The following is an 18,819-nucleotide window of genomic DNA, read 5'->3' as shown; positions in this document are numbered from 1 at the left end:
GCCTCTTTGCGTGTGTGTTGCGGGTGGCGCGCTTCCGGGGTGGGCGTGCTCGCCACCCACCCCGGAAGTCGAGGGATCAGCCGCAGCTCTTGGCCGCGTAGGCCGAACTCGCCTCCCCGCTTCTGCCGTCGCCGCTCGCCGCGACCGTCGATTCGCCCGCATCGACCGAGGTCTTCCGCGTGGTGAAGGCGTGGAACGCCGATGCGCCGGGCTTCACCGCCGTCACCGTCTTCTGGCCGAAGGCCGTCGACAGCGTGATGTCCATCGGCACGGTGTCGTCATTCGTCGCCCGCACCGCGAGGTACGCCTTGCCGGCTGCGCAGCGCACCTCGGTGGTCGCGCTGACCGCAAGCTCCGCTGGGGCAGAGAGGTCCTTCAGGCGGATGTTGCGGTAGTAGACCGATTCGCCGGCGCCGTGGTTCTGCACGCCGATGAAGCCCTGTGCGAGGTCTCGAGCCGGTTCGGTGCTCGTGAAGTCGTTCACGAGAGTGCCGTTGAGGAAGACCTTGATGGACTGACCCTCGACGACGATCTCGTACCCGTTCCACTCTCCGACGGGGTTGAGCGCCTCGGCCACTGCCGCGGGGTCCGCACCCTTGAAGGTGTAGATCGCCCCGGTCGTGCGGTCGGCCGCATCACTCGCATCGATCTGGATCTCGTACCCCTGGTTGACCGCGACCCACGGGTCGTTGCCGGGATTCGGGAACCCGACGAACACGCCACCGTTGTGGTCTTCGACGAGCTTCCAGTCGAGCTTGAGGCTGTATGCCCCGAACTCCTGCTGCTGGTACCAGAGCAGGCCGAGGCCCCCACTGGAGCGCACACTGCAGTCGTCGAGTCGACCGAACGACCCGGGTCCCGCCATGCGCCAGTTGTCGAAGCTCGCGAGGGTGCCGTCGAAGAGGCCCGTGTAGCCCGCTTCGATGTCGGCCGGGGCGCAGATGTCGGCGGACTCGCCGACCGACAGGACATCGAAGTTCATGTTCCCGTCGTCGCCCTGGTCGTACTTGAGGGTGATCGTGTTGGCACCCGCGACGAGGCCGAGGTCACGCGTCGCGGTCTTCCACGTCTTCCAATCTCCAGTCGTCGGGAGCAGCCATTGGTCGACCTTCGCCCCGTTGACGTAGACCGAGATGTTCTTCGACCTCAGCTCGGGGTACGGGTGGATGCCGTTCGCGTAGCGCAGGTTGACCGGGTAGGTGCCGTCGGCTCCGACCGTCGCGGTGAACGTGACCGCAGCACCGACGTTCTGGAAGCCCTGCGCGTATCCGGCACCCGAGTAGCCGCTGTGCTCGGTCGACGGGTTGGCTCCGCCGAGGAGCGAGGCCTCTTCCGTCTCGTACCAGCCGCGGTCGGCCGGGGCCACGTACCCCGGGAGGGAGTTGAGCGTGTACCAGGCCTCGGTGTTCCACAGTTCCTGGCCGGCCTCGGACGCGAACGGCCGAGGTGAGCGCAGGTGCACGACGCGTCCGGGCTTGAGGCCCTCGATCGCGAGCGTGACGCTCGTTCGATCCGCCGAGACCTCGGCGCCCGTGACGACGAGTGATTCCTCGTCGATCTTCGGACCGCCGTATGTGGAGGTCGGCAGGTATCGCCACTGCTCGACGCGGTACGCCTCGGTGATCGCGGCCGCGGTGGCCTCGGAGATCGGAGCGGTGTACTCGATCGTGAACCCGCCCTCGACGACGCTCACCGACTTCATGTCGAAGGTGGCATCGCTGACGGGTGCCAGCTTCTGCAGGCCGTACCCGAGCTTGCCGCTCTCGCCCCAGTTGCCACCCTCGCCGATGCCGCCGACGTAGAGTGCGCCGTCGGGCCCGACGATCACCCGGTTGACGCCCGCTTCGAGTCCAGCGGTGTGCCGGAACACGGCACCCTGGTACTCACCGTCGACGTTCTCGATGAACGCCCGCTGCAGGCCGCCGTAGGTCACGTCGCCGAACAGCATCTGACCTGCGAAGGGACCCTGCTCGAGCAGCGTGGGTGTGCTCGGGGAGTTCCCGATCTCGTTCTGCGGAATCCACAGCACCGGCTGCGTGACCGGCTTGGCGTCGAACGGCCCAGCCGGGTTCGTGAAGTGGTTGAAGAAGCGATCCTGCTCGATGTGGACGAGCTTCGAACTCGGCAGCCAACCACCCTGGTTGTCCATCGCGAACAGCTCGCCGTCGGGTCCGAAGGCGACGCCGTTCGGGGTGCGAAGGCCGCCCGCGACGTAGCCGACCTCGCCGGTCGCGCGGTTGATCTTGATGGACGTGCCACGGTTGGCCGCGGGCTGCGGGTTCGTGGTGGCGCCACCGTTGTCGATCGCGACCGACAGGTTCACGTAGAAGTTCTCTTCATCGTGAACGAGGCCGAATGCGAACTCGTGGAAGTTCCCGCCATCGGGCCACGCGGCAACCTTCGTGTGCACGTCGTAGAACCCGTCGCCGTCAGGATCACTCAGCTCGGTCAGCTGGTGCCGTTCCGACACGTAGATCTTGTCGTCGATGACGTCGACGCCCATCGGGTTCTTGAGGCCGGTCGCGACCTTCTCGGCTTCGACGGCCTCGCGGGTCGTGTCACCGGTCACGTTGTCGAGCAGGAAGACCTCGCCCGGTGTCGGGTTCGGCACCCAGCCGCCGGAGCTGACGGATCCCGCGGTGATCACGACCAAGCGGTCGTCGATGAAGTCGAGCCCGGTGACCTTGGGCTGGAACCCATCGGGGCGCAGGTCGGTGAGCTCGTAGTTCGGGTTCACCGCGTCGAGCCGGAGGCCGTCGCCCGCGGTGTCCTCGGCACCCTCGCAGTACTTCGTGCCGGGTGCGGTCACTCGCACGACGTTCGCGTCGGTGCTCAGGGCGCTGTTCGGCACCACCTCGAAGCTCGTGGAGCCGGGGGTCTTCCATTCGAGCTTGAGCTCCTGGCCGTAGCCGGCTTCGAAGAACTCGATGAACAGCGGGTGGTCGCCCGCTGTCAGCGTCACGGCGCTCTCCTTGGCGGTCGAGCCGTGGAGTCCGTCGTGGTCGATCAGGAGCTGTTCGTCGAGATGCAGCTTCGACCCGTCATCGCTCGTGAGTCGCAGAGTGTAGGTTCCGTCACTCGGAGCCTTCAGGTTCGCGATGACGTGCGAGATGAAGTTGTCGCTCGCACCGAAGTCGGCGTCGGTCGTGTACTGGATGGTCGACATCAGCTTGTCGACGTTAGGGGTCGTGCCGGACTTCAGCGTGCAGACGTTGGTCAGCCCGGGCGGCACGTTGAAGGTGCGGAGCGTTACCCCGGCTTCCTGCTCGGGCAGGTCGGCGAACGCCTGCGCGCCGGTGCCGGCGAAGGTGAGCGCACCGATGAAGGCGCCGAGAGCCAAGGCCCTCATGCCATGGCGAAGAACGGGCAGTGGCTGCGTCGGCGGCGGACTTGCGGTGATGGGCATCGTTGCTCCTTCGGTCGTCGTCTCACGTCAACGAAGCGTTAATTCGCTGCGCCAACAACAAACGTCCAGAGTCTAGACAGCTTTTACCGCGCCGTCTACAAGTTTTGCTTGTTCCTCGTCAAAGGGTCGCAGCGGCATTTGATCCCGGAGACCGCCACGCGATCGCGGCGAGCGGCTCGCCGACATCGAGAAGCTCGCGATGGCGCTCGACTCGACGGTCATGCGCCTGAAGAGGCTGGTGGAAGAGTGCCCGACTCGCGCTCACGACGTGGGCGGCAACAGCACGGCACGTCTTGCTAGCATGGTGACGTGCATCTGCGAGACGGATGCCGCGCGCGGATGTAGTTCAATGGTAGAACTTCAGCTTCCCAAGCTGATAGCGCGGGTTCGATTCCCGTCATCCGCTCCACTTGTCATTTCCCACTCGACCTGCGACTCTTCGCGGCCCTCGGCGAGTACTCGAGGAACTGACCCGACACCGGGTGTTCGATATATCACTCCTCGTCAGGTTCAGCCATGTCCGGCGTGGGCCTTTCGCGGGTTCGCTCGCGGAGCTCGCCAGCCTCGTCAGAGGGCTCAGCGGCACTTTCCGCCGTCTCGGGCTGGAGAGGCGTTGGCGGTGAGCCGTCTGAGATCACGACCTCGAGCCCGCATTCGTGAGCCAGCCGGACGAGCCGGGCCGCAGTCGCGGCTGGATACCAGGGGTCGGTTCCGATCCACGTCCAGGCGCGGACAGGTTCTTTCGTGGAGATTCGCAGTACCCGCAATTCGACTTGGGGGTGCATCGGTTGCGGCGCCTCTCCGACCAAGTCGTACTTCATCAACGCTTTGCGGAAGCTCTTCACCGAGCTGATAGAGCCAGAAGCGATGATCGTCGGGTATTCGCGGAGGATGATGTCGCGCAACTTCGCGACGGAGGTTTTGGTGCCGCTCCGGTTTCTGCGTCGTTTGCCGGCTTTCCAGTAGCTGGTATGCGGGAACGAGAACAGGAATGACCCGAGGCCAGGGCTGCGCCCACTCAACGGCCAGTCGTCAATACCTTGGCCGAGTCGGTCACGCAACGGCCCGCCGACCAGGTCGTGTGTGAAGTAAATGTTCGTCCACGTCGTCGCCGCGAACACTGCGGCGTGATGCAGCTTGGTGCAGTAATGCTGGCCCCGCCAGGACCGAAACCTGAACGGATGCTCCTCGCGCGCGGGACTCGTCTGCTGCGGTGCCGGCGGGCATGTCGCGAGAAGCCGGTCTTTGCAGAGCTGTTTAAGGTCGTCCGCGCCGTCGGCGAAGAGGATGTCCGCGTGCGCGAGGGGTGAGCCCAGACTGATGAAATCGGAGACGATCCAGCGGCTCGGCGGCCTCCAGAGGCGGTCAGCGGCCCATCGCACTTCCGTTCGAAGGGCTGCTTGCAGTCGACGCTGGGATCTCCGCCAACTCTCCGGGCTCGTAAGGGTGGCCCGCGCGTCGTCGCGGGTTTCGGCTGTCGTCGGCCGTCGCGTATGTGGCGCTACCGGCAGGTTCGCCTGCTCGAGGGCCTTCAAGATGCCCTCTATCGGGTAGATCTCTTCAGTCGCATCCCGGTCGGGAAGGTAGATCGTGCTGTTGGCCCGAGCCCATGCGGCGCCTATAGCGTCGTAGGCGATGACCCCGCCAAGACTGTGGCCGACGATGACGATGCGGTCGTAGAGGAAGCGCCCTGTCACGGGGTCGCGTTCGATGTGCAGGCGGTGGATCATGTCCACCAGGCCCGCACGGATCTCTTCGCGCTCGTTCAGGTCGTCAGGAGAGTTTGAGAGGTAGCGCGCGGCGTCACCGAACGAACGCAAAGCGAAGCCGCCGGCGAGAGCGGGCAACAACGCGACGATGACCGCAAGGACCGCCTGCGCGCTTTGGAGGAAGTCGACGGCCGGCGCCGGCAATTTGTAGACGACGACAGCCAAGCCGACCACTCCGATTCCGATGAGCACGATCCCCCAGTTCCGACGGCGCGCATACACCCAAAGGGCGGCGCCGCTGAGAATGAGCCAGACCAATGCGAACAGGCTGATCCATCCGAATTGCCCGGAGACGGGCTGCCAGAGATCAGACGTGTTGAGCCCGTCTATGAGGTACCCGCAGAATGCGCCGGCGATGCTGACGAGAGGGATCGCGATTGCCACTCTTGCGGTGCTGAGCACCCCGGCTCGTTCGGCGAAGAGAATTGCCGCGGAAGCTGCAAGAAAGGTGAGGAGAAGCCATGGCCAGGGCACTTGAGGTCGTTGAAGTGTCGCCGTCACGGTGAAGACAACAAGGGCAGACACGGCCACGCAGCACAGCAATGCGGCCGCTCGCCAGATGTTCTCGACCGGCCTGATTCCGCCTTTGACCGCACCATCGGCGAGCCCGGCGCGGTCCGACCGAAGAAGCCGGAAAACGACCGGCAACAGATGCCGCCACACGGTCGACCTGAAGCGGTACGCCCAGTAGTACTCATAGAAATGGGTGATTCGTGAGTACGATCTGCGCTCGACGTCATCGACGTTGAGCAACGGGTTGAGCTTGTGCGCGCCGTCGTACGAGATGCGACGGGAGTACGTCAGCCCGGTCAGGACGTCGGCGTTGATGAACGGGCGTTCTCCCTCGTCGGAGATCAAGAGACCGTTCTGCGGTTCGCCATCTTTCGGCCCACCACCCACGAACCCACGAAGCGTCTCTAGCGGTCGTTGCTCACCGATCCCATGGACAATGACGACAGCGGTGCGTGGCTGCGGCATGGAACTCCCACCCACGAGCCGACTTCACCGTGGGCTCGTTCCTGCCGCCAAGCGTAGGAGCCACGGGACGGGGATGACCACTCCCAGTTCGAGGCTCAGCCGGTTCGCCTCGAACGAGACTCGGGCCGCACCATGCGAGCCTCGCGGTGTTCGAGGTCCAAACTCACGGAGTTCCATCCCTACCTCGATGGGCCCAAAGAGCCTCACCGCACCTTCGCCCTCGACGAGGGCGCTAGCATTCAGCCATGGCGAGCACCCATCCGATCGATGACGTTCCGATCGGCGGCGACGGCATCCGCCTCGGCCAGTTCCTCAAGTTCGCCGGCCTCCTCGACTCGGGCGGCGACGCAAAAGAGCTGATCGTCGATGGATTCGTCAGCGTCAACGGCGAGGTGGAGCGCCGGCGGGGGCGCCAGCTGCACGAGGGCGACCTCGTCACCTGCCAGGGGCGCACGGTGCGCGTGCGGCGCGAGGAGCCGGCCGCACCGTAGGGCGACTCCGCGTCTGATCGTCTCGAGAGCCAACGCAGAACGGCCCGCCGGCTGGGGGCCGGCGGGCCGTTCGGTCTTTGGAGCAGAACTACTCGGCGATCATGCGGCGGCGCCGCGAGAGCAGGAGCACTCCGCCGAAGAGCAGCAGCAGCACGCCGCCAGCAACCGAGGCCATGACCGTCACACCCGTGCTGGCGAGGTCAACCGGCTTCAGCGGGATGTCGAACGGCGCGCATGCCGTGGCATCGCCGCTCAGCCCGTTGTGGTCGACCGCCGCGACGTTGCGTACGCCACCGGCATCCGAGCCCTCGGCACAGGTCGCACTCGCGGGCGTTGCCGCGTCCGTGATCGTCGCGGTGACGACGACCTGGAAGGTGTGCGAACCACCCGCGGCCAGCTCGGTCGCGTCGGTCACCTGGTTGGCGGCATCCGTCAGCTCGGCGCCCTGGCCCGTGTAGCCGGCCAGCACGGGAACCCCGCCGGGGGCGGTGTTCGTCGCCGAGACCGACTGCACCGTGAGGCCCGAGCCGTACCGCAGCTGGTCGCGCAGCACGTACGCACCCGAGGCGGCGCCCGTGTTGGTGACCACGATCTCGTAGCTGGTCGTGACCCGGTCGCCACTGACAGTCGGCGTGCCGATCACCTGCTTGGCGATGTCGAACGAGGGCAGCGCAGCGCAGTCGGTATCGGTCTGCTCGTTGCCCACTTCGTCGGTCAGCGTGGCGGCGTTGTTCAGCCCCTGCTCGAGCGTGTTCTCACCCGAGGGAACCGTGCAGCCGGGCGCGCCGGTGCCGTCTTCAGCCGGCTCGTCGAAGGTCAACGGCACGTCGACGGTGACGGTGACGCGGTAGACGTGCGCCGCGTATCCTTCGTCGTCGAGCCCGGCGATGGCGACGCCGGTCGCGATGCGCTGGTTCGCGTCGCCGTCGAAGTCGGCCTCGAGATCGACCCCGTCGGGACCGGTCACTTCGACCGTGTCGACGGTCACGACCGGGGCGAAGAGGAACTCGTCATCGAGGTCGTACGTCGTCGACTCGTCCCCGACGTTGCCCACCGTCAGGTCGTACACGACCGTCCACTGGCCGCCACCGATCGGCGTCGCCGAGACGAGCGCCTTGTCGAGCGTCGGCTTGCCGGGGCGGATGCACTCGTCATCGGCGTCGTCGATGCCGTTCCAACCGACCGTCGCGACGTTGTTGAGCGCGCCGTTCACCGGGCCGGACTCGTCGGTGCACTGGTCACCGGCGGGGATCTCGATGTCGGCGAAGTCCGCCGAGTAGCGAACGGTCACGGTGTAGGTGTGCACCACGGGGGCGCCATCGGCACCGGCGATCGGCTGCCCGGTCACGAGACGGATGTCGCCGAGGCCGTCGTAGCCCGCGTTGAGACCGACCGGGTCCGCGGCATCCGTCGTCGCCGACTGGATACCGACGACCTCGATGCCCGCGCCCGGCTGCAGCTCATCATCCAGGTCGTACGATCCGGCGCCCGGGCCACTGTTGGTGACGGTCAGCTCGTAGGCCACGTCGTACTGGCCGGGCTGGCCGTCGACCGGAGTCACCGCGCCCGAGATGGACTTCGTGATCTCGATGAGCGGCAGCGAGGCGCACACGTCGTCGGCCTGGCTCTCACCGTTGTGGCTGAGTTCGGTCGTGTTCGCCAGGCCGCCGTTCTCGCCCGAACCCGGAGCCGGGCACTCGAGGGAGCCGGGGGTCACGGTCGCGGCGTCGAGAGCGACGACGACCTGCACCCGATACGTGTGCGTCGTGCCCGCCGGCAGGGTGACATCGGCGGCGATCTCGTTCTCGGCCGCCTCGAGCGTGGCGCCCTGACCGGTCCACCCCGCGTTCGGGGTGACCTCGGCCGGTGCGCTGGTCACGGCGGCGGACTGGATCAGGATGCCGGTGCCGTACTGCAGCTGGTCGGCCAGGTCGTAGTCGCCCTCCGCAGCGCCGGTGTTGGTGGCGACGAGGTCGTACGTGACGGTCCACGTGCCGTCACCGTTGCCGGTGGGGCCGGCCGAGATCGACTTGTCGATCTCGATGAGCGGCAGCGACGCGCAGACCTCGTCGAGCGCCTCGATGCCGTTGTGCGTCAGCGACGTCGAGTTCGCGAGGCCCCCGTCGGCACCCGAACCGGGAGCCGGGCAGGCCAGGTCGCTCGGGTCGACCGTGGCCTCGTCGAGTTCGACCACGACCTGCACCTGGTAGGTGTGCACGCCGGCCACATCGAGGGTGATGCCATCGGCGATCAGGTTCTCGGGCGCATCGAGGGCGGCGCCCTCACCCGTCCAGCCCGCTTCGGCGGTCACGCCGTCGGGCGTGGTGACGACGTCGGCCGAGACGATGTCGATGCCATCGCCGTAGCGCAGCTGATCGGCCAGGTCGTAGTCGCCCGCCGCGGCGCCGATGTTCTCGGCGACGAGGTCGTACGTGATCGTGTACGTGCCGTCGCCGTTCGGCGTCGGGCCTTCACTGATCGTCTTGTCGATCGTGATGAACGCGATCGTGATGCACGCCTCGGCGGAGTCGTTCAGGTCGTTGTGCTCGACACCGGCGGAGTTCGACAGGCCGCCGTTCTCGCCGGGCTCGGCCGAGCAATCGGTGATGACCGGGGCACCACCGGCGGCGGGGTCGATGCCGATGACCACTTCCACCTGGTAGGTGTGCGTGCCGCCGGCGGGCAAGGTGATTCCCGTGGCGATGACGTTCTCGGGAGCGCCGTCGACGCCGAGGCCGGTCCAGGTCGGCGACGCGGTCACGCCGCCCGGGGCGCTGGTCACCGCACCCGAGACCACGGTCAGGTCGCCGTCGGCCGTCATGCGGTCGGTGACCTCGTAGACGCCCTCGAACGAACCGGTGTTGGTCGCGACGATGTCATAGGTCACCGTCCAGGTGCCGTCGCCGTTCGGTGTCGGGCCAGACGAGACGCCCTTGGTGATGTCGATCGAGGGGATCGGCGCGCACGCCTGATCGTCTTCGGTGTCACCCGCCGAGTCGGTCAGGGTCGACGTGTTGTTGAACGCGCGATCTGCGTCGTCACCGTCGGGGCCGCACTGGGTCGGGTCATCCGCTCCGGAACCGGCGCCGTCGAGCTGCAGTGGCACGTTCGCGACCACGGTCACCTCGTAGTGGTGCACGGCGTAGCCGGCGTCGTCGTTGCCGAGCAGCGGCACGTCGGTCGCGATGCGCGTCTCGCCCTGGCCGTTCCACGCCGGGTCGGCGAGCGTCACATCGGCGGGAGTCGCCGTGACCGTCGCCGAGGTGATCGCGGCCTGGTCGGTGAAGTGCAGCGTGTCATCGAGCGAATAGGAGGTCGACGCACCAGAGGTGTTCGACACGTCGATGCCGTAGACGAGCTGCCACTGGCCGCCGCCGATCGGCGTCGCCGAGAGCAGCGACTTCACGTGCGTCGGCTCGCCGTCGATGACGAAGCCGGCGGGGTCGCAGTTGATCGTTGCCGGCAGCTCAGGACTCGGCGGCAGATCCGCCGTGCCGCACGCCGTGTTCACGACCGTGTCGCCCATCGCCGCATCCGCGACGATCTCGAACTCATGCGTCTCGCTCTCGCCGCGGGCGAGGGACTCGACCACGAACGAGCCCAGCTCGGGCTGCAGGTCATCGGAGACCGTGAGGTTCGTCAGGGTGCCCTGGCCGACGTTCTCGACCATGATGCGGTACTTGATCGTGTCGCCGACCTTGAACGTCGGGTACTCCGCGATCGTGTTCGCGTCGAGCCAGTTGCCGTCGGCGTCCTGCACGTACTTCTTCAGGTTTGCGGCGTAGCAGCTGCCGATCTCGGTGACTGCCGACGAGAGCATGGGCAGCGCCGTGTGACCCGCGTAGGAGCCGGCGGAGTTGACCAGGATCTGACCGGGCTTGTTGTCGCCGTCGGCCGGGGCCTCGCAGCTGCTGCCGGCGGGCGTCGAGAACTCGATGCGGATCGTCTGGGTCGCGCCCGGAGCGAGCTCGCCCGCGATCACACGGATGGCGGTCGGGTTCGGGATGGCCGTCGTGGACCAGCCGACGGTGTTGCCGGAGACCGACCCCGGGGTGCCGCCGTTCGACGCCTCACGCGGGTCGCTGCTCAACGAGGCCAGCGGCGCGGAGGTGTAGTACACCGTCGAGCCGGCCGGTGCGTCGACGCCGGTGACCGTGTAGCTGCCGTCGATGTCGGTGCCGCGGCCATCGCCGACGGCCGGAAGGATGTCGATCGTGTCGGTGAACTCGTTCACGACCGGGTCCTGCGAGTTGAGCGTCAGCACCCAGGCGGAGTTGTCGCCCTCGAACGAGAGCACGTTCGCCTCAGCGGACTTGCCGAAGATCGTGGCGGAGGCGCTCGGCACGACGACCGTCGCGTTCGCAGTGCGGCCGGGCGTGTTCGCCGGACGGTTGTCGCCGACCACGTTGATCACCGCGGTGTTGGTCAGGCGGGTGCCCGGAGCGATGACACTGTCGGCCGGTCGTTGCCCCTGGTAGCGGATCGTCTGGAACACGTTCGGCGTGACGCTCGGATAGTTCCACGTGAGGGTGCGGCCATCGGGGCTGACGCTCGTGGGAGCGGGGTCGGCCGAACCGGGCACGAAGACCATGCCGACCGGAAGGGTGTCGACGACGGTGAAGTTCGCCGGCGGCGGGCTCGTCACGAGATTCTGCGCCTGTGCGCGGAGCGTGTAGGTGACCGGCACTCCCGGTTGAGCGGTGGTGTCGGACACCACCTTCTCGATGAGCCCCTGAGCACCTTGGAGGCGGTAGGCGTCTCGCGCGCCGTTCGTGTTCGGGCCGTACGTGCTGCCGGGAATGATCGTGCCGCCGGGACCGGTGCTGATGTTGACCCAGTTGTTCAGTGTCGGGTAGCCCGGGAACGTCGTTGCGACGTTGTACGGAGCGTTGAACGCACCGGTGGTCCAGCCTTCACCGGAGGTCGGCGCTGCCGGGTCGATGTGGCCGAACGCGCGGATGAAGGTGTGGGCGGACCGGTCGACTGCGGGATTCCAGGTCATCTTCACCCCGGTCACTCCGGCAGGCAGGTTCATCAGGATGGAACTGGCGATACGGGGATCCGTGAGTGACTCACCGGCCGTCGGGACGATCTCGACCCACTTCGCGCTCGGTGCCGGCTGTCCGCAGGTCTCCGTCTTCGTGTCGATCGCCTGCGTCGTGTAGAAGAACCGCGCCGTCTCGTAGTTCTCATACCCCTCGAGGCCGCCGCCATTCCAGCCGCCACCGTCGAATGACGTCGGAACGAACGCCGGATTCTGGTTCAGGGTGCAGACGCCCGCCATTTGCGCACCGCCGGGACCCTGGTACCCGTTCCAGGTCAGGATGTTGGCCTGGTGGTAGAGCGGAGTCTGGGCCTGTGCGGTGCCGTCAGCGACTGCGTCGACCCAGTCGTCCTCGGTTTCAATGCCGGGTTGCGGCAGCGGGACGTTCTGACTGGTGCCGGGGCTGACCCAGAGGTTCGCGTCCCAGGCGCTCCGCGACGCTGCCGGTGTGCCGATCCAGTGGTTGCTGAAACTCCCGGGCGGGGTGAGCGTTCCGCTCGAGACGTTGTTGGCCGCGTTTCCGTCGGCCTCCGAGACGCCATCGTCGAACACGAAGGCGCCAGGCGCGGCGCTGAACGTGTATGTGGTGATCGCGGTGACGGCGGCCGGGATGCTGAATTCCACGGTTCCCGAAGCGATATAGACCCCGTTCCCGGGGAGCGGCTGTCCGAAGCTGTCATTGACCGGAGCGTTGACAAGCGTGTAGTCGAGGTTCGAGAGCGAAACGGTGTAGTTCGTGCCGGTCCCGCTCACGCCGCATGTGGGGAAGTTGGTGCGGTCTTCCTGCGCGGGGTCGGAGAACGGCTGGCCTGTCGACATCGACTTGTCGCTGATCGGCAGACAACGCTCCCAGGCGAGCCCGTTGGTCGCCCCGGCGATGTTGGCGCTGATGCTGACGGGGAACGAGTACGTCGCGGGCCCTGGGCGGCTGCCTGCTTCCAGGATGAGCGAGTAGTTCATCTGGAGCGTCGGGCGGTTGCCGCCGAGACGGCTGGCCTTCACAGCGCCCTGCGAGGTGTTTCCGGGAGCTTGGGCGAGTGAGAGGTCCATGCCGTGTGCATAGGTGATCGGAAGGGGCCCGGGGTCGGCGGGGCCGGCCTCGGCGATCGCCGAGTCCGAGGTGGCGGTGCCGACCGCCGTCAGATCGCCGCCCTCGGTCGAGGTCGCGCGCACCGGCGTCTGGATGACGGTGGCGGTGCCCTCCTTCACGGTGCCGAGGTTGCACAGCAGACTCGTGCCGTCGGCCGAGATCTCGGAGATGGGGGTCACATCCGTGGTCTTGCAGACTGCAGGGATGCTGGTGAAAGCGCCGTCGCCAACGGTCAGGGTGGCCCGCACGTTGTCGACCAGCTCGTTGGAGTACGGGTCGTCGACGTCGTTGGTGTTGACGTGCCACTCCGCGGTCACGGGCTGGCCGAACGGCGCCTCGGTGGGCGCCGGGTCGCCGGCCCAGTTGGCGGTGATCTCGTGCACCGATGCGGGGGCGGCGGTCGCAGCCGGAGCGCTGATGAAGACGCCAGCCGCGATCGTCGCTACGGCGACGATCGCAGAGAGTGCTCGATGCATCCCTACTCGTGCCGCTCGACGATCGTGCACACGCCGACGATTCGCGCTGACGCGCTCGCCCGATACCGTTCCATTGAGCCGGTTCACCTGAACATCCCCCTTGTTACTCGCTGAACGCAGGCAGCCCCCACCGGACGCCTGCGCAGCGACACTGCTCTATTTGTATTGGAACGAATCGAAGCGACCACGGCCGGCCGTGAGGAATGGTCCACGAATGGTCCGCGCCTGGTCCGGCCTGACCCGGCTCGGGAGTCGGCGCGTCTGGGCGCGACGAAGCGCCCGGCAACCGATGCCAAGGCCGGGCGTCGCCTCCCGATGGAGGCGGCACCATCAGCGGCTCGCGGCCCCCGATGCATCCGCTCGCCGCGTGGCGGCACCGGCGGCATCGTCGTCGACCGAATCGAGCAGCCCGAGCCGCTTCGCCTGGGCGAGCGCCGCGCGCCGATCGTGCACGCCGAGCTTGGCGTTGATCGCGGCGAGGTGCTTCTTGACGGTGTTCACCGAGAGGTGCAGCGAGCGCCCGATCTCGGCGACCGTGCGGTGATCCTGCATTCGCTGCAGCACGTCGAGCTCGCGCGGCGAGAGCGCGATGAAGGATGCCTCGAGGGGGAAGATCCCGCCGCGAGCGGCGAGGTGCTCTTCGACCGCTCGGGGCAGAGAGAACTCGATGTCCGCGGCGAGCGCGCGAAGATCGCCCTCGGCGACGATGAGGAACGCATGCACCGAGCCGATCTGCTCGGAGAGCACGACCGACTGCCGGAACGCATCGATCGCCTTCTCGCGCTCCCCCAGCCGCCACGAGGCCGCCGCCTTGATCATCAAGACGTCGGTACGGTCGCGCACCACGACATCGGGGGCCCACAGCGCCGCCGTCGCGAGCCGTTGCGCTCTGGCGTGGTCGCCGGTGATGAGGAACAGCTGCGCATACGACACGCGCAGCCAGGCGAGGTCGGCCGGGCTGGTCTGGTGCGCAGCGGCTCCTGGCCGGTCGACGGAGTACTGCGCCGCGATGTCGAGCATCATGCGCTCGGCGCGATTGACCTCGCCCATCGCCATGAGCGTGTCGACAGTGCAGCGGTCGAGCACGCGGGTGGCCGTGTGATCGTCGACGAGGTCGCGTTGTCGCACGAAGCGAAGGTGCTCGAGTCGCGCGAGCGACACCTGCGGCTCCTCGAAGAGCTGCGAGTACGCCGTGATCGCGAGCGCGGCGAACGGCCACATCTCGATCGACAGGGCGTTCGGGTCATCGAGCAGCCGGCGGGCCGGCTCGGGCTCGAGCCGCATGGTTGCGAGGTAGGCGTCCACGATGGCGACGGGGTAGCTTGCGAGGCGCTCGAACGGATGCCCCGCCACCCGGGTGGCACGCGACAGCTCGAGCCAGCGCTCGGCCTCCGCCGGACTCCCGACGAACGTGTGCAGCACGGCCAGGTGACCGGCGGCGAGCGCGGCGATGAGTTCGCCGTCGGGCACGTCGGCGGTTTCGTACGCTCGAATGCTGTGGGCGATGCCCTCGGCGAGGCCGGATCCGAGAATCGAGGTGACGGCCCAGTGGTGGTAGAAGGCGGCGATGCGCGAAGGATCGGCTCGTTCACCGGCCCGGCCGCGACGTTCCAGTTCCGCGGCGATCTCCTCGCCGGTGCGCGCGGCCTGAGTGAGCTGCCCGCGCAGCCGCTGGTCGGCCATCACCGCGGTTCTCGCGGTGAGGTACGTGTCGACCCCGGCGTTGCGGTGGTCGCGCGCCTGCAGCGCCGGACCGACCTCGGTGTACACCCGCTCGACCTGGCTTGCGCGTTCACGCCCGCTGCTCGCAATCCGCACCACGGCAGCCGCGAGCGCGAGCACTGGTTCGGTCCCGGTCGACGTTCTGGGCGGGTCGGAGTACGCGAACCGCGCGGCCCGCAGGTGCCGGGCGACGATCGTCATCGCGTGCTTCGACCAGAGCAGTGAGAGCAGGCCCCAGTGCTTGCCGGCGCGAGCGTGCTCGAGCACGCGCGAGAGGTTGCCGCCCTGTTCGTAGCCCGTCTCGGCGAAGATTCGTTGCACCGCGGCTGCGTCGTCGCGGCGATGGTGGGTCATGACGTCGAAGAGCACGTGACGAAGCAGCATGGCGAACGCCCAGCTCGCGTTCGAGCCCGGCAGCACCGTCAGGTACCCCTCGAGCCGCAGCCGGTCGCTCGATCGGGCCGCGGGGGGCGTCATGGTCGACCGGAGGTCGCGCGGATGGAGCGTCGGCCGGCGATGCAGGGCGGTGAAGTGCCACGGCTCGACGACCGCCGCCAGCGACAGCGACAGCGACACCTCGAGCAGGCCACCGGCTGCGAGGTTCGGCAGCACCACCTCGCGCAAGTACGATTCCGCGCTCGTGGTGCGAAGTGCACCGGCCGCGGATTCCGCCAGGATGCGAACGCAGAGCTCGGGCCAGCCCCCGCACAGCGTCAGGATCTGCTGCAGGTCGGATGCTCCGAGCGAGCTGTGCCAGGCATCGGCGAGGAACCCGAGTTCTGCACCGCTCAGCGCGAGGTCGTCGGCGGTCACCGAAGTGAGGTCGAGATGCCGGCGGGCGGCGACCGCCGCGAGCGGATGCTTCACTCGAGACGCGAGCGCCAGGTGCACGACGGGCGAGCGGTCGACGAGGTCGACGAGCTCCGCCACGAGTGCGTCGTCGGTTACCTGCCCGGCGTTGTCGACGACGATGACGAGGCGTTCGATGGCGTTCGCCTCGATCAGCGCATCGATGGCGCGAAAGCTCGCCGAAGGCGACGGCAGGTGCTCGGTCGGCGCGAGTCGATCGAGCACCGCCTGGGCGAAGGCGCCGGGGATGTTCAGCTCCGGGGTCGCGACGATCCACGCAACGGCATCGCCCGCCGCTGCACGGTGGCGCGCCCACATCGACGCGAGAGTGCTCTTCCCGTAGCCGGGGGGTGCCTGGATGACCGAGATGGCAGCGAGATGATCGAGTCGTTCCATCAACGGCCCGCGAATCACCGAGCGGTTGGAGCCACGAGGCAGGCCCGCATTGTGCGGGAGTCGCCGGCCGTCGGCGTCAGCAGTCGCATCCAACGACACGTCGCTCGTCTTTCTCGAAAGGGGAGGAAGATGGGCATCGGCCCACACTGAATTCTCGTTCATCGTGCGTTGCTCTTCGACGCTCGTGGTCCCCCACTCGTGCCTGTCCCGCGCATCTGCATCCCCGCCGGAGTCGTGTGTTTCCCCATCATGTACGCATCGCGCGGGCGGCTCTCCTGAGCGCCGCGCGAAGATGGTCCGCTGGTGGTCCATCGCTGGTCCATCCTGTCGGCGCGACCCGGCACCGTCCGCGGGTTTCACCCTCGGTTTCACCCTCGACGATCACCGCGAGGGCGACGATCGCACTCCGGCGCGCCTGAGCCGCCCGACCATGCGAGCGGCGAGCACGGATGCCCCGATCTCGCCCGCCATCCGTGCGGCGAGCGTCGCGGCGAGCATCGGCCAGATCAGGTGCTCGGCCGAGAACACCGGCAGCGAGACGGCGAACAGGGCGACGCCCGCCACCGCCCCGGCTACGACGTTGCGCGCGAGCGGGCGCACGGCCGAGCCGTCCCTCCGCGCAAGGAGGGCGAGCGCGAGATCGTACGCCGCGCCGCCGACGGCGAGCGGCACCATCAGCAGCAGGCCGATCGGCGAGAACGGACTCGCGAGGAAGCCGGCGATCGTCGCGGTGAGCGTCGCGGTGCCGGTGACCCCGAGGTAGTGACGAGCGGCGAAGGGCAGCAGGCTGTGCAGTCCTGCGACGAGCGCATAGCCGGGCGGTAGTGCGGCGGCGAGCGTCGCGGTGAACGGGGCGATGCCGATCAGCACGAGCACCTGCACGGCCGCGAATGCGGCGCAGGTGAGCAGCACCCGGGTCGTGAACGACCCGGCCGACCGGCGTCGAGGCGGCGCGGGCGCCGTCGCAGGGGTCGTCGGCGTCACGTTCGTTCCTCGGCCGCGAGCAGGTGTCGGTCGAGGGCGATCGCGATCGCCTCTTCGCGATTGCGAGCGCCGAGCTTGCGGTAGATGCTCTGCAGTTGCGACTTGACGGTGTTGACCGAGACGACCGCCTCCGCCGCGATCTCCGCGACGGAAGCGGTGTTCATGAGGGCCCGGAGCACCGCGAGCTCGCGCGGGGTCAGCACCGAACCGGTCGAGATGTCGACGAGGAGCGAGCGCACCGGGACATCCGTGAAGATGTCGTCTCGGCCGAGACCTGCCGCGACTTCGCGAACGCGCTCGAGATCTCGAGGCTGGAGCAACCCCAGCGGCATCCTCAGCGCACTGACGTCGAGTGCGGCGCACACGTGCTCGATCGCCGACCGGGCACGCTGCGGGTCGGCCAGGCGAAGGAAGACCGCCGCCTCGAGCGCCGCGGCCTCGGCGGCCGTGCGTGTCGACTGCGGCACGCCGGCGACGGCGCGAAGCTCGCGCAGCGCAGCTCCGGGTCGGGCGAGCGCCAGCTCGATTCGCGCCCGGTCGACGTTCGTCTGCGGAGTCGAAGGCGCATCGCGGTGCACGACGTTCTGCGCGGCATCCGGCTTGCCCGAGGCGAGGTGCAGCAGTGATCGCACCGACGCGAGCGCGCTCCGTGCTGCACCCGAGCGCCCTTCGCCGCCGCGCGAGTTCGCGAACGCCTCGAGCCGGGCGAGCGCCTCGGCCGGGTGACCCGCGGCGAGCGTCGTCAGGGCTTCGACTCGTGCGATCGCCGTCCAATGCTCGATCGTTCGCCGATCGTGCATCATCGCAGCCAGATGGGTTTCGGCAACGGCGACGTCGAACCGTTCGAGCGCGAGCACGGCCTCGGCGAGGCGATAGAACGTTCCGGGGTACATGGAACGCTGCAGGTCGGTCCACGGGGCCGAGCGCGCGATCACGAGATCGCGGTCGGCCTCGGGCAGGTCGCCATCGAAGGCATGGATGCCGGCGAGCATCGAGACGTTCGTGAAGCCCGCCCCGTCGCCGGCATCGGAGGTCTCGGCGAGGCCGATCACGAAGGCGTCCATGGCCTCCTCGACGTCGCCCGAGGAGTAGAGGCTGGTGCCGAGCTGGCCGTACAGCCGCGGAAGGTAGCTGAACGTCTCGGCGCGGTCGGCGGCCGGCATCGCCTCCAGCTCACGCAGTGCCGCTCTGGCCGGCCCGGCGGCGGCTGCGGTTCGCCCGATGAGCCGGAGCGCGGCACTCTCGCTCGCGAGAATCAGCACGCGGTCGGCCGAGCTCGTTCGGTCGCCGCGGGTGCGCATGGCCGCCGAGGCGAGGGTGAAGTACTGCACCGCCTTCGCGCGCCGATGGTCCACGCCGTTGTAACAGATGCCGAGCAGCATCGCGAGCAACGGATGGGCGGCGAGCTGTCGCAGCGGAACACGCTCGAGTGCTGCGCGCGACGCGGCACCGTGCACGTGGAGCAACTCGAACCACGCGCCGCGAACCGCCTCGTTCGCTGCGTCGAAGTCGAGCTCATCGATGGCGCGGGTGAGCGTGTCGACGGCGCTCGTCAGTTGCGGTGCCGAACCGCCAGCACTCGAACTCATGGCCCTCCCCGACCGCACGCAGTCA

Annotated in this window: 7 protein-coding genes and 1 tRNA gene; 2 read left to right on the top strand and 6 right to left on the bottom strand. The window is 68.0% G+C overall.

The genetic code is table 11. The annotated features are described in order from the left end of the window. Nucleotides 1-76 precede the first annotated feature (76 nt). The gene (locus H521_RS22180) at nucleotides 77-3,406 is read right to left on the bottom strand and encodes a 3-keto-alpha-glucoside-1,2-lyase-like domain-containing protein (RefSeq protein ID WP_084512071.1); all 3,330 of its coding nucleotides are present in this window, start codon (nucleotides 3,404-3,406) and stop codon (nucleotides 77-79) included. Nucleotides 3,407-3,741: 335 nt separating this feature from the next. On the opposite strand from H521_RS22180, the gene H521_RS0107865 reads away from it, so the two are divergent. Beyond that, nucleotides 3,742-3,815 (top strand) — tRNA-Gly (locus H521_RS0107865). Between the two features lie 85 nt (nucleotides 3,816-3,900). Here the strand turns inward: H521_RS0107865 and H521_RS24950 are convergent. Continuing rightward, a complete protein-coding gene (locus H521_RS24950; RefSeq protein ID WP_156891303.1) occupies nucleotides 3,901-6,153 on the bottom strand; it encodes a DUF2339 domain-containing protein in 2,253 nt (750 codons plus the stop codon). A gap of 245 nt (nucleotides 6,154-6,398) precedes the next feature. On the opposite strand from H521_RS24950, the gene H521_RS0107845 reads away from it, so the two are divergent. Then, nucleotides 6,399-6,644: an RNA-binding S4 domain-containing protein gene (locus H521_RS0107845; protein WP_022892477.1), complete on the top strand. Its 246-nt coding sequence runs from the start codon at nucleotides 6,399-6,401 to the stop codon at nucleotides 6,642-6,644. An 88-nt stretch (nucleotides 6,645-6,732) separates the two neighbouring features. Here H521_RS0107845 and H521_RS0107840 read toward each other — a convergent pair whose 3' ends face one another. From H521_RS0107840 to H521_RS22165, 4 genes are all read right to left on the bottom strand, one after another. After that, the gene (locus H521_RS0107840; RefSeq protein ID WP_022892476.1) at nucleotides 6,733-13,254 is read right to left on the bottom strand and encodes a hypothetical protein; all 6,522 of its coding nucleotides are present in this window, start codon (nucleotides 13,252-13,254) and stop codon (nucleotides 6,733-6,735) included. A gap of 330 nt (nucleotides 13,255-13,584) precedes the next feature. Next, nucleotides 13,585-16,320, bottom strand: a complete 2,736-nt coding sequence (locus H521_RS0107835; RefSeq protein WP_169513973.1) for a LuxR C-terminal-related transcriptional regulator — start codon at nucleotides 16,318-16,320, stop codon at nucleotides 13,585-13,587. 282 nt (nucleotides 16,321-16,602) lie between these two features. Continuing rightward, nucleotides 16,603-17,205, bottom strand: a complete 603-nt coding sequence (locus H521_RS22170) for a hypothetical protein (protein ID WP_022892474.1) — start codon at nucleotides 17,203-17,205, stop codon at nucleotides 16,603-16,605. After that, entirely contained in the window at nucleotides 17,202-18,794 is a 1,593-nt protein-coding gene (locus tag H521_RS22165) for a response regulator transcription factor (protein ID WP_022892473.1), read from the bottom strand. Before H521_RS22165 ends, H521_RS22170 begins: the two co-directional genes overlap by 4 nt. Nucleotides 18,795-18,819 lie beyond the last annotated feature (25 nt).

It is taken from the genome of Agromyces subbeticus DSM 16689, assembly GCF_000421565.1.
Classification (GTDB): domain Bacteria; phylum Actinomycetota; class Actinomycetes; order Actinomycetales; family Microbacteriaceae; genus Agromyces; species Agromyces subbeticus.
The sequence above is the reverse complement of the archived record's forward strand: the minus strand, read 5'-3'. Positions and strand labels throughout refer to the sequence as shown.

What these genes read in the sequence shown, in the direction of transcription:
- H521_RS22180 (WP_084512071.1), bottom strand. Translation starts at nt 3,406, where the DNA reads ATGCCCATCACCGCAAGTCCGCCGCCGACGCAGCCACTGCCCGTTCTT.
- H521_RS24950 (WP_156891303.1), bottom strand. Translation starts at nt 6,153, where the DNA reads ATGCCGCAGCCACGCACCGCTGTCGTCATTGTCCATGGGATCGGTGAG.
- H521_RS0107845 (WP_022892477.1), top strand. Translation starts at nt 6,399, where the DNA reads ATGGCGAGCACCCATCCGATCGATGACGTTCCGATCGGCGGCGACGGC.
- H521_RS0107840 (WP_022892476.1), bottom strand. Translation starts at nt 13,254, where the DNA reads ATGCATCGAGCACTCTCTGCGATCGTCGCCGTAGCGACGATCGCGGCT.
- H521_RS22165 (WP_022892473.1), bottom strand. Translation starts at nt 18,794, where the DNA reads ATGAGTTCGAGTGCTGGCGGTTCGGCACCGCAACTGACGAGCGCCGTC.